The organism is Xanthomonas sp. LMG 8993 (genome assembly GCF_009835065.2).
Taxonomy (GTDB): Bacteria; Pseudomonadota; Gammaproteobacteria; order Xanthomonadales; family Xanthomonadaceae; genus Xanthomonas; species Xanthomonas arboricola.
This window is the reverse complement of the sequence record NZ_QVIF02000001.1, coordinates 485,449-496,998: the sequence shown is the minus strand read 5'-3', so window position 1 is coordinate 496,998 and position 11,550 is coordinate 485,449. Positions and strand designations below refer to the sequence as shown.

8 protein-coding genes are annotated in these 11,550 nt (G+C 65.0%); 1 reads left to right on the top strand and 7 read right to left on the bottom strand.

What is annotated here, in order from left to right:
• Nucleotides 1–36 precede the first annotated feature (36 nt).
• From DYQ94_RS02065 to DYQ94_RS02050, 4 genes are all read right to left on the bottom strand, one after another.
• On the bottom strand, nt 37–3,207 hold the full coding sequence (locus tag DYQ94_RS02065) for an efflux RND transporter permease subunit (protein WP_024938935.1): 3,171 nt from the start codon (nt 3,205–3,207) through the stop codon (nt 37–39).
• Nucleotides 3,208–3,312: 105 nt separating this feature from the next.
• Nucleotides 3,313–4,503, bottom strand: coding sequence for an efflux RND transporter periplasmic adaptor subunit (locus DYQ94_RS02060; protein WP_039514498.1), 1,191 nt, complete (start codon nt 4,501–4,503; stop codon nt 3,313–3,315).
• Nucleotides 4,500–5,273: an SDR family NAD(P)-dependent oxidoreductase gene (locus tag DYQ94_RS02055; RefSeq protein WP_046342206.1), complete on the bottom strand. Its 774-nt coding sequence runs from the start codon at nt 5,271–5,273 to the stop codon at nt 4,500–4,502. Before DYQ94_RS02055 ends, DYQ94_RS02060 begins: the two co-directional genes overlap by 4 nt.
• Nucleotides 5,270–5,497 (bottom strand): hypothetical protein, encoded by a 228-nt coding sequence (locus DYQ94_RS02050; RefSeq protein WP_081008617.1) that lies wholly within the window; start codon nt 5,495–5,497, stop codon nt 5,270–5,272. The genes DYQ94_RS02055 and DYQ94_RS02050 overlap by 4 nt, the downstream gene beginning before the upstream one ends.
• Before the next feature lie 130 nt (nt 5,498–5,627).
• Here DYQ94_RS02050 and DYQ94_RS02045 point away from each other — a divergent pair, with 130 nt between their 5' ends.
• Nucleotides 5,628–6,662, top strand: coding sequence for an XC_2801 family transcriptional regulator (locus tag DYQ94_RS02045; RefSeq protein ID WP_054592674.1), 1,035 nt, complete (start codon nt 5,628–5,630; stop codon nt 6,660–6,662).
• An 883-nt stretch (nt 6,663–7,545) separates the two neighbouring features.
• Here DYQ94_RS02045 and DYQ94_RS02040 read toward each other — a convergent pair.
• From DYQ94_RS02040 to DYQ94_RS02030, 3 genes are all read right to left on the bottom strand, one after another.
• Entirely contained in the window at nt 7,546–8,271 is a 726-nt protein-coding gene (locus DYQ94_RS02040; RefSeq protein ID WP_016902719.1) for a YiaD family glycine zipper/OmpA-like lipoprotein, read from the bottom strand.
• Nucleotides 8,272–8,551: 280 nt separating this feature from the next.
• Nucleotides 8,552–9,970 carry a cryptochrome/photolyase family protein gene (locus DYQ94_RS02035; protein WP_126965555.1) on the bottom strand — a complete coding sequence of 473 codons (1,419 nt, stop codon included), beginning with the start codon at nt 9,968–9,970 and terminating at the stop codon, nt 8,552–8,554.
• Nucleotides 9,971–10,072: 102 nt separating this feature from the next.
• A complete protein-coding gene (locus tag DYQ94_RS02030; RefSeq protein WP_047130779.1) occupies nt 10,073–11,503 on the bottom strand; it encodes a replicative DNA helicase in 1,431 nt (476 codons plus the stop codon).
• Between the last annotated feature and the right edge of the window lie 47 nt (nt 11,504–11,550).

Genomic DNA, 11,550 nt, shown 5'->3' with positions numbered 1-11,550 from the left:
TCCTTGTACTGCGAATGGGAATTGGGGACGACGCACTCACGCCTTGAGGTGATCGTGCGCGACGGTGGCCGGTGCAGCGGGTTCGCGACGGGTGACCCACTTGCGCAGCGCCACGTAGAACACCGGGGTCAGGAACAGGCCGAACAAGGTCACACCGAGCATGCCGGCGAACACGGTGATACCGGTGACCGAGCGCACTTCGGCGCCGGCGCCATGCCCGAACACCAGCGGCACGGTGCCGGCGATGAAGGCGATGGAGGTCATCACGATCGGACGCAGACGCAGGCGGCAGGCTTCGAGCGCGGCCTCGACGATGCCCTTGCCGTGCATTTCGAGTTCGCGGGCGAACTCCACGATCAGGATCGCGTTCTTGCACGCCAGGCCCATCAGCACCACCAACCCCACCTGCACGAACACGTTGTTGTCGCCGCCGGTGAGCCACACGCCGAACAAGGCCGACAGCAAGGTCATCGGCACGATCAGGATCACCGCCAGCGGCAGCGTCCAGCTCTCGTACAACGCAGCCAGCACCAGGAACGCCAGCAACACCGCCATCGGGAACACGATCAACGCCGAGTTGCCCTGGGTGGATTGCTGATAGCTCAGGTCGGTCCACTCGATGTTCATGCCGTTGGGCAACACCTTGGGCGCCATGCCGGCCAGCGTCTGCATCGCCTGGGTGGAGGAGAGCACGCGCGGGTCCGCTTCACCGATCAGGTCGGCCGCCGGGTAGCCGTTGTAGCGGATCACCGGATCCGGGCCGTAGGTCTGGCCCAGTGTAACCATGCTGCCGATCGGCACCATCTGCCCACGATCGTTGCGGGTGCGCAGGTTGGCGATGTCTTCGACACTGTCGCGGAACTGTCCGTCGGCCTGGGCGATCACCTGATAGGTGCGACCGAAGCGATTGAAGTCGTTGATGTAGGACGAACCCAGATAGGTCTGCAAGGTGTCGAACAGGTTGGTCAGCGGCACGCCCTGCGCCTTGGCCTTGTCGCGATCGACCTTGGCGTCGAGCTGCGGCACATTGGCCTGATACGTGCCGATCGGGAACTGCATGCCCGGCGTCTGCGAGATCGCACCGGACATCGCATTGACCGCACTCTGCAACTGGCCATAGCCCAGGCCGGCGCGGTCCTGGATGTACAGCGAGTAGCCCGAGCCCTGCCCCAGGCCCAGGATCGGCGGCGGCATGAACGCAAACGCAAAGCCCTGCTGGATCTGGCTGATGCGGGCGTTGATCTCCGCGTTGATCTGCGCCGCAGTGCGGCTGCGCTGGCTGAACGGCTTGAGCGTCAGGAACACCGTGCCGGTATTGGGCGTGTTGGTGAACTGCAGCGGGTTCAGGCCCGGGAACGCAATCGCGTGGTCCACGCCTTCGGTCTGCAGCGCGATCTGGGTGATCTGACGGATCACTTCGTTGGTGCGTTCCAGCGAGGCGCCTTCCGGCAACTTGGTTCCGGCAATCAGGTACAGCTTGTCCTGGGTCGGAATGAAGCCGCCCGGCACCACCTTGAACATGAAGCCGGTGACCACCAGCAGCAGCACATACACCGCGAACACCGCGCCACGCTTGCCCAGGGTGCGCGAGACCGCGCCCTGGTACTTGTGCGAACTGCTGTTGAAGAAGCGATTGAACGGACGGAACAACCAGCCGAACAAGCGATCGATCAACCGCGACGGGCCATCCTTCGGTGCGTCATGCGGCTTGAGCAACATGGCGGCCAGTGCCGGCGACAAGGTCAGCGAATTGATCGCCGAAATCACCGTGGAAATGGCGATGGTCACCGCGAACTGCTTGTAGAACTGGCCGGTCACGCCCGATAGGAACGCCATCGGCACGAACACCGCGCACAGTACCAGCGCGATGGCGATGATCGGCCCGGACACCTCGCGCATCGCCTGATGCGCAGCAGCCAACGGGGCCAGTCCTTCTTCGATGTTGCGCTCGACGTTTTCCACCACCACGATCGCATCGTCGACCACGATGCCGATCGCCAGCACCAGGCCGAACAGGCTCAGCGTGTTGATCGAAAAACCCAGCAGGTAGAGCGCGGCGAACGTACCGACCACCGACACCGGCACCGCCAGCAACGGAATGATCGAGGCGCGCCAGGTCTGCAGGAACAGGATCACCACCAGCACCACCAGCAGCACCGCTTCCAGCAGCGTGTGCACCACCGCGCTGATCGAGTCGCGCACGAACACGGTCGGGTCGTACGCAGCCGACCACGCCATGTCCTGCGGGAACTGCTTTTCCAGCTCGGCCATCTTGGCGCGCACCGCATCGGACAATTCGATCGCGTTGGCACCCGGCGACTGGAACACGCCCATGCCCACCGCGTTCTTGTTGTCCAGCTGCGAGCGCAGGGTGTAGTTGCCCGCACCCAGTTCCAGGCGCGCCACATCCGACAGGCGCACGATCTCGCCGCTGTTGCCGCTGCGGATCACGATGTTGCCGAACTCTTCTTCGGTGGTCAGGCGGCCCTGCGCATTGATCGACAGCAGGAAGTCGCTCTTGTTGGGCATCGGCTCGGCACCGAGCTGGCCGGCGGAAACCTGCACGTTCTGCTCGCGGATGGCCGCCACAACGTCGCTGGCGGTCAGCCCGCGCGCGGCGACCTTGTCCGGATCCAGCCAGATGCGCATGGCGTAATCGCCGGCACCGAAGATCTGGATCTGGCCCACGCCCGGCAGGCGCGACAGTTCGTCCTTGACCTTCAAGGTGGCGTAGTTGCTCAGGTACAGCGAGTCGTACTTGCCCTTGGGCGAGGTCAGATGCACGACCATGGTCAGCGTTGGCGATTGCTTCTGCGTGGTCACGCCCTGGCGCCGTACGTCCTCGGGCAGACGCGCCTGCGCCTGACTGACGCGGTTCTGCACCTGCACCTGCGCCTGGTCCGGATCGGTGCCCGGCTTGAAGGTCACGGTGACCACCAGCACGCCATCGGAGCCGGCGACCGACTTCATGTACATCATGTCTTCCACGCCGTTGATGGCTTCCTCAAGCGGCGTGGCGACGGTCTCGGCGATGACCTTGGGGTTGGCGCCCGGATACACCGCACGCACCTGCACGCTCGGCGGTACCACTTCCGGGTACTCGCTGATGGGCAGCAGCGGCATGGCGATCAGGCCGGCAGCAAAGATGATGATCGACAGCACCGCGGCAAAAATCGGCCGGTCGATAAAAAAACGGGAAAAGTCCATTGGGGTGGTCCTGAAAGAGGTTGCCGCCGGGTGGCGGCGCGGCACAGCGGGCCCGGACCGGCCTTGTTTCAAGGCCGGTTGTCACGGGTGCGATGCAGCGATGAATCAGTTCGACGCGGTGCGCTTGTCCGGTGCGGCGGCCATGGCCACGGTCTTGGCATCGACCGGCATGCCAGGCATGAAGATCTTCTGCACGCCATCGACCACCACGCGGTCGCCGGCGGCCAGTCCCTTGCGCACGATGCGCAGGCCGTCGGCATTGCGGCCCAGCTCGATGTCGCGCCGTTGCGCCTTGCCGTCCTTGTCGACCACGTACACGTACTTGCGGTCCTGATCGGTCAGCACGGCCTTTTCGTCGACCAGCATGGCCTTGAACTGGCCGCTGCCCAGCAACTGCACGTGTGCATACAGGCCTGGCGTGAACTGGCGCTGCGCGTTGTCCAGCACCGCGCGCACGCGGATGGTGCCGGTGCTGCGGGTCACCTGGTTATCCAGGAAATCCACGCGCCCGGTATGCGGGAAGCCCTGCTCGCCGACCAGGCCGATGCGCACCGGCAACTCGCCGCCGCGCGCATCCGGACGCTCGCCGTTGCGGGCCATCTGCGAATAACGCAGGAAGGTGCCTTCGTCGGCATCGAAGTACACGAACACCTTGTCCAGCGACACCAGCGTGGTCAGCACGCTGGCACTGTCGCTGGCGGTGACCAGATTGCCGGCGGTGACCATCGCACGCCCGGCGCGGCCATCGATCGGCGCACGCACGCGGGTCCAGTCCAGGTTGAGCTTGGCGGTATCCAGCGCGGCCTGTGCGGCCAGCAGATCGGCGTCGGCCTGATCGGCGGCAGCGCGGCGCTGCTCCCAGGTCTCGGTCGAAATGGCCTGCTGGTCGGACAATTTGCGGGCGCGTGCCGCTTCGCTGCGGGCCAGCGTGGACTGCGTGCGTGCACGCACCAGCGCCGCGTTGGCACGCGCGAATTCGGCACGGTAGCTGCGGTCGTCGATGCTGAAGAGCACATCGCCCTTCTTCACTTCGGCGCCTTCGACGTAGTTGACCTTGTCGATATAGCCGGACACGCGCGGGCGCAGCTCGACGCTTTCCACCGGCTCGATGCGGCCGCTGAATTCGTCCCACTGGCTGATCTCCTTCAGCAACACCGGGGCGACGCTGACGCTGGGCGGCGGCGGCGCGCCGGTCTCGGCAGCCTTGCTGCCGCAACCGGCCAGCACAACCGCGAGTACGGCGCCCGTCAATACAGTACGCAAGGGAAAACGGAACGGGGTGGCGTTCGGGGTCATGGGGAAATCTCTCGGGTGGGGATGGGAAAATGCAGACCGGCGAGCCGGTCGGCCGAAGGAGCGGCGTGCAGGCGACGGCTGACGGTCACGATGGCTTGCCCGGGCTGGCCAGGCCCGGCGATCAGTGAAACTGCGGCACGGCCGACATCCACGGCGCGGATCCATTCCGGACACGCGTCCTTGGCGCGGCCCGGCGTACACACCGGCTGCTCGACCGACAGCAGGTGCACGCGGACGCCGAGCGGCTTGGCTTCCTCGTGCAGGACCTGGGCGAGCATGCGGGTGGCGGCAGCAGCAATCGAGGTATCGCCGTGCGCGGCCCAGGCACGCAGCGCGCAGGGGCTGCCCAGCAACAGGTAGCGGCCACCGCCCTCGGCCTCGGCCAGCAGCGGCAGCAGATGCCGCGCGGCCGCCAGGTGCGGCAGCACATCGCGCTCGATGCGGCGACGCAGCGCAGTGACCGGGCGGTCCAGCAGGCGGCCGGCCTTGAGCGGGCTGCCCACGCTGGCGATCACCGCCGCCAGCGGACGCGGGCGCTGGGCCAGTTCGCCGGCCAGCGCCTGCGCCGAAGCGTCGTCGGCGACCGAGCCCTGCAAGGTTTCCAGCAGCGGTGTATTGCCATGCTGCGCGCGCAGCGCGTCGAGCTTGGCGGCGTCGCGTCCAATCACCAGCACCGGCATCCGGGCATCGAGCAAGGCGGCGACGATACCGGCGCCGACATTGCCCGCGCCGCCAATGACGGCTGTCTCGGATTGGACCATCCCGGTCATGGGACTTTCACTCCCGACATCGGGACAATTCCGCGCTGCGCCAGACGCGCCGACAGTCCAGTCCGCTGTGTCGGAGCGCCGCCGGCCTGACGCCGGGGCGATGCCGAAAAAGCGCGCGAAACGCCGGTACGCGGGCTTCTCGCCGTGGAAACCACTGGATCGAAGGCACCTTCGATGGCGCTACGCGATGTCGACGACAAGCCGAAAACATTGCACAACCACATGGCCGTGCTCCTGCATGGAGGGGATGCCGCATAAGTTAGGCCCCAAACCAGCACTTGATTAGTCCGGATTTAGGGGAATAATCGTCCCGTAAGCGGTCTAATCCCTCCTGACCCCCGGAAGGCAGTCCCCATGACTCACGATCTCAACGACACCCTGATCTTCGTCAAGGTGGTCGAACAAGGCAGCTTCATCGCCGCCGCCAACGCGCTCGGCCTGCCCAAGACCACCGTCAGCCGCAAGGTGCAGGAACTGGAAACCCGCCTGGGTGCCCGCCTGCTGCACCGGACCACGCGCCGCATCGGCCTGACCGAAGCCGGCTCGGTCTATCACGAACATTGCCAGCGCATCGCACGCGAACTGGAAGAAGCCGAGAGCGCCGTCGGGCAATTGCAGTCCGGTCCGCGCGGCTGGCTGCGCTTCACCGTGCCCTACTCGCTGGGCATCACCTGGATCGCGCCGTTGCTGGGCGAGTTCCATGCGCAATACCCGGAAATCCAGCTGGACATGCATCTGGGCAACGAGAAGCTGGACCTGATCGGCGGCGAAGCCGATCTGGCACTGCGCGTCGGCGCGCTGCCCGATTCCAATCTGGTGGCGCGCAAGCTCGGCAGCCTGCGCACGCAGGTCTTCGCCAGCCCGTCCTACATCGAGCGCTATGGCGAGCCGCTGCATCCGGACGAGCTGCAGTTCCATCGCACGCTGGCGCTGCGCAAGAACCGCAACGTGCACAACAACCGCTTTTTCTGGTCGCTCAGCGACGGCAGCGATGTGCGCGATTTCCCGGTCAATCCGTTGATGGTGGCCAACGATCCGGCTGCGCTCAATGGCGCGGTGCTATGCGGCGAAGGCTTGCTGTTGACCGGCGATGTGATGGCCAAGCCCTTCGTGCAATCGGGTCTGGTGCGCCGGGTGCTCGCGGGTTGGACCGGGCCGGAGGTGGACTTCAACGCGGTGTTCGCCGGCGGCCGCCTGGTCTCGCCGAAAGTGCGCGCTTTCGTGGACTTCCTGGTGACGCGGATGAACTTCGACGCGGACTACATGATGGCGCAGTGCCCCGCGCGTCTGGCCGCGCAAAAGGCCGACAACGATGCAAAGATCGAGGTCGGCGCAGACGCGGAACTGCGTGCAGAAGGCAAGCGCATCCTGGAAAACGTCACGGCGTAGTCCGTAATCAAATAGTCGCCTAATGGGGCACCCTCCCTCGGGACAAGGTGCCCGAAGGGCGATGGGGAGACGTTGCCCGTACAAGCGAAAACGTCCCGGCTGCTACAAATCCCGAATCCCGAATCCCGAATTCCTGCAGGGGTGTCGGGGCCATCCGGCGCCGGTACTGCTTGTCGCGGCGAATCACCATGACCGTTGTCGACCGATGCAATCCTGAAGCGACCGCGCGCGCGCTTTAGCGTGGTCTGGAGATCCGAAGCTGCGTTGGTCAATGCCTAGCGATAACGTCTAGCTGCAAGTCAAAAGATCAGTCGGTCGAGTGCGCGGTGCCCTCACCGCTTGCGGGACACGCCGTGAATCCGTCCATGGAGGCTCCTCGGCGGCATCCATGCCGCCGAGGGTCCCGCAACCGGCAAGGACACCGCACCAGAGAGTTGGTCGGCTGCTTTTTTAAGGATTGTTACTCGGCTTGCGATAGCAGATGCGACGTTTGTAGCTTGCGTGTTGAAAGCACGTTTGTTGCTCGGTTTGCGATGGGAAAATGGCGAGAGGTTGATCGAACACTTAGTGCTCCGAGCAACCTACGGCTTGCCTTGCTTGCAACCACGCACACCGACCATCCCGACAGGTCCTTGCCCGCCCACCGTCGCGGGACCTTACGCGGCATGGATGCCGCGTAAGAGCCTACACGGACGTACTTGCGGCGCGTCCCGCGATGGTGGGCGGGCAAGGGCCCTGCAGAAAACCCGCAGATCGGCAGCTTTGCACCCGATGCGCGCCTGATCAGAAATTCGTAGCGCAAAAAAACAGGCCGCTTTCGCGGCCTGTCTTGCTTACCCATCGCGGCTCGTCAATCGACTCGCCACGATTCAGTGAGGCAGACTCAACGCATGCCCGTGTTGTTCCCGGCACCCTCCGAGCGCAGCGGGATCAGGCGGATTTCGACGCGGCGGTTCTGTGCGCGGCCGGCATCGGTGCTGTTATCGGCGATCGGGTAACGCTTGCCGGCGCCCATGGTTTCCATGCGCTCACGCTGCACGCCTTGTGCGGTCAGATATTGCGCGACCGCGCCGGCGCGTTCTTCGGACAGACGCTGGTTGACCGCGTCGCTGCCGACGCTGTCGGTGTGACCGACCACTTCCACCATGGTCTGGTTGTACTCGCGCAGTGTGGACGCCACGCCATTGAGCGCGCTGTAGAACTGCGGCTTCAATGCAGACTTGCCGAAGTCGAAGGTGATGCCGTCGGGCAGGTTCAGGGTGATGTTGTCGCCCTGGCGCTGCACTTCGATCCCGGTGTTGGCGGTGCGCTCGCGCAGTGCGCGCTCCTGGCGATCCTGGTACTGGCCAACCGCCGCGCCACTGAGCGCGCCGATGCCGGCACCGACCATCGCATGCTGACGACGCTCGGTGGCGCTGTCGCCGGTCAGCAGACCAGCGGCCACGCCGATCGCTGTGCCGATCAGCGCATTGCGGCCGGTGCGGTTCTGCTGTTGGGTCTGCTCGCCGTACTGGTCGCGCTGCACATACGAGCCGCCGGTGGCGCAGGCGGACAACGCAATGGCGCTGGCCAGGGCAACGGCAAGGCTCTTGGTGGCTGCTGGGGACATGGTGTTCTCCTGTGGCCGGACCATCCGGCACTCAATCGTGTCGGCGAGGATAAACAGGCCAACGCGACTGGCGCATGATGAAACCGACCGCCGATCGCGCGCGGCTAGTGTTGCATTCAGGAAAACGTTTTCTGCTCGGACAGCGGCATGCCCACACATAACGCATTCGGTGATGTGCGAAACAAGCGTCGCAGCGCACGCATGCAACGCTGCAGCCTTGTAGAAGAGAACACGCAGAAGCGAGCATCAGCTGACCACGCAATCAGGATGTCGCTCGCGCTTAGCCGCGCGTTTTTGCATACGCCGCCAGCGCCGCATCGCGGCCTTCGGCCAGGCCGATGATCGGCGTGCGCGGATACTTCGGTGCCAGACGCGCCAGCGACAACGGATGCAGCCACGGTGCGAAGCGCTCCTTCACCGCAAGCTTGCCGAGCTCAGGTACCCAGCGCGTGATGTAGGCGGCCTGCGGATCGAACTTCTCCGCCTGCGTGACCGGATTGAACACACGGAAATACGGCGCTGCATCGGCGCCGGTACCGGCCACCCATTGCCAACCCAGGGTGTTGTTGGCCAGGTCCGCATCCACCAGGGTGTCCCAGAACCAGCGCGCGCCTTCGATCCAGTGCACGCGCAGATGCTTGCACAACAGGCTCGCCACGATCATGCGCACGCGGTTGTGCATCCAGCCGGTGTGCCAGAGCTGGCGCATGCCGGCATCGACGATCGGAATGCCGGTGCGGCCCCGCTGCCAGGCCTGCAATGCGACCGGGTCCAGCTTGGCCCAGTCAAAGCCTTCGAAACGCGGGTTGAGATTCTGGTTTGTGGTGTCGGGAAAATGGTGCAGCAGGTGATACGCAAAATCGCGCCAGCCCAGTTGGCGGATATAGCCGTCGATCTCGGCACCGTTGCGTGCGTTGCGATTGGCTTCCAGCGTGCTGGCGATCCGCCAAGGCGCAATCTCGCCGAAATGCAGATGCGGCGACAACTGCGAGGTGCCGACCCGGTCGGGCCGGTCGCGGTTTTCGCGATACCCGGACAGCGCGCCGTCGATGAAGATTTCCAGCATCTCGTGCGCGCCGGCCTCGCCGGGCTGCCAGTGTTCCCAGAAGCCTCGGTCCCAGTCCAGCGCCGGCAGCAGCCCCAGCGTGTCCAGCGCAGCGCTCTTCAAGTGCGCAGGCAACGGCGGCAGGCTGCGCGGTGCCGGCACGGCAGCCGGCAATTGCAGCTGCGTAAGCGCATTGCGCCAGAACGGGGTGAACACCTTGTAGGGGCCGCCCTGCTGCGTCGTCAACTGCCATGGTTCGACCATCAGTGCGGAGTTGCAGCTCTGCACTTCGATCCCGCGCTCGCGCAGGCTGCGCTTGATCTGCGCATCGCGCGGCTGCGTGGCCGGCTCGTACTTGCGGTTCCAGTACACCGCCACCGCCTTGGTCTGCGCGATCACCTCATCCAGCACCTGCGCACTGTCACCGGCGCGCATCACCAGACCGCTGCCGAGCGCGCGCAGGGCCGCATCCAGCGCCGCAAGCGAGCGATGCCGCCAGCTCCGCGAGGCGGCGCCCGGCGTCCACTCGCCCTCTTCGTGCGGCGCATCGATATACAGCGGAATCGGCTGGTGCCCTGCATCCAGCGCAGCCTGCAAGGCCGGGTTGTCCTGCAGGCGCAGATCGCGACGGAACCAGACGATGGCGTAGGACATACAAGCTCGGCAGCGGCGATGAGGCGCGCAGCATAAGCCAGCAGATGCAAGGATGGCGCGATGCCGCAGCGACGGATTGTCGCCCGGCATCACGCAGGGGGTTTATTCGAAACTGCCCACCGAATCGTGGGCCAGATTGTCGAATCGGGTGTATTCGCCGAAGAACTTGAGCTTGCACGACCCGGTCGGTCCACCGCGGTGCTTGCCGATGATGATCTCGGCCAGGCCCTTGTCCGGCGAATTTTCCTTGTTGTAATAGTCGTCGCGATAGATGAACACGATCATGTCCGCGTCCTGCTCGATTGCGCCGGATTCGCGCAAGTCGGCCATCACCGGGCGCTTGTCGGTCCGTGTTTCCAGCGAGCGGTTGAGCTGCGACAACGCAATCACCGGCACGTTGAGCTCCTTGGCCAGGCCCTTGAGCGAACGCGAGATTTCCGAGATTTCGGTCGCGCGGTTTTCACTGTTGCCCGGCACCGACATCAGCTGCAGGTAGTCGATGACGATCAGGCCCAGGTCGTGCTCGCGCTTGAGTCGGCGGCACTTGGAGCGCAGCACTTCCGGCGACACGCCCGGCGTGTCGTCGATGAAGATCTTGGTTTCCTTCAGCATCTTGATCGCGCCGGTCACGCGCGCCCAGTCCTCGTCTTCCAGCGCGCCGGTACGCAGGCGTTGCGCATTGATGCGGCCATTGGACGAGATCAGGCGCATCGCCAGCTGCGATGCCGACATTTCCATCGAGAATACCGCCACGCCCTTCTTGGATTTGATCGCGGCATATTCGGCGATATTCAGCGCGAACGTGGTCTTGCCCATTGCCGGACGCGCGGCCAGGATGATCAGGTCGGTCGGCTGCAGGCCGGAGGTCATCGCATCGAAATCGTTGTAGCCGGTCGGCAGGCCGGTGATGTTGCCGCCGTTTTCGAAACGGCTGCGCAATTCCTCGAAGGCGTCCTTCAGCGCGCCCGGCATCGCCACGAAGTCGGTGCGCCCGCGCGCGCCGGCCTCGGCGATCTTGAACACCGCTTTTTCCGCCGACGACAGCAACTCCACGCTGTCGCGCCCCTCCGGCTGGAAGCCGTCGTTGACGATGGTGGTGCCCACTTCGATCAGCTGCCGCAACACCGCCTTGTCACGCACGATCTCCGCGTATGCGGCGATATTGGCTGCCGAAGGCGTGGTGCTGGCCAGCTCGATCAGGTAGGCGCCATCGCCGACCTGCTCCAGCTTGCCCTGCGATTCGAACCACTCGCCCAGGGTTACCGCATCGAAGGGGCGGTCCTTCTCGTTCAGTTCGCGAATCGCACGGTAGATCAGCCGGTGATCGCGGCGGTAAAAGTCGTTTTCGGTCAGCTGGTCATTGACCCGGTCGAACGCATCCGGCGCCAGCATCAACCCGCCGAGCACGGCCTGCTCGGCCTCGACCGAATGCGGCGGTACCCGCAACTGGTCAAGCCGCGGCTCGGGACGATCGTAATCGTCGTCGTCGCGATCGCGATTGCGCTTGGAACGGAAACCAGGACGAGCGGACATGGACAAACAGACCTGACGCGAGGGAGACGAGGGCAGGAAGCATAGTC

Excerpts from the sequence above, each read along its gene's own strand:
- DYQ94_RS02065 (WP_024938935.1), bottom strand. The coding sequence starts at position 3,207 with ATGGACTTTTCCCGTTTTTTTATCGACCGGCCGATTTTTGCCGCGGTG.
- DYQ94_RS02060 (WP_039514498.1), bottom strand. The coding sequence starts at position 4,503 with ATGACCCCGAACGCCACCCCGTTCCGTTTTCCCTTGCGTACTGTATTG.
- DYQ94_RS02055 (WP_046342206.1), bottom strand. The coding sequence starts at position 5,273 with ATGACCGGGATGGTCCAATCCGAGACAGCCGTCATTGGCGGCGCGGGC.
- DYQ94_RS02050 (WP_081008617.1), bottom strand. The coding sequence starts at position 5,497 with ATGTGGTTGTGCAATGTTTTCGGCTTGTCGTCGACATCGCGTAGCGCC.
- DYQ94_RS02045 (WP_054592674.1), top strand. The coding sequence starts at position 5,628 with ATGACTCACGATCTCAACGACACCCTGATCTTCGTCAAGGTGGTCGAA.
- DYQ94_RS02040 (WP_016902719.1), bottom strand. The coding sequence starts at position 8,271 with ATGTCCCCAGCAGCCACCAAGAGCCTTGCCGTTGCCCTGGCCAGCGCC.
- DYQ94_RS02035 (WP_126965555.1), bottom strand. The coding sequence starts at position 9,970 with ATGTCCTACGCCATCGTCTGGTTCCGTCGCGATCTGCGCCTGCAGGAC.
- DYQ94_RS02030 (WP_047130779.1), bottom strand. The coding sequence starts at position 11,503 with ATGTCCGCTCGTCCTGGTTTCCGTTCCAAGCGCAATCGCGATCGCGAC.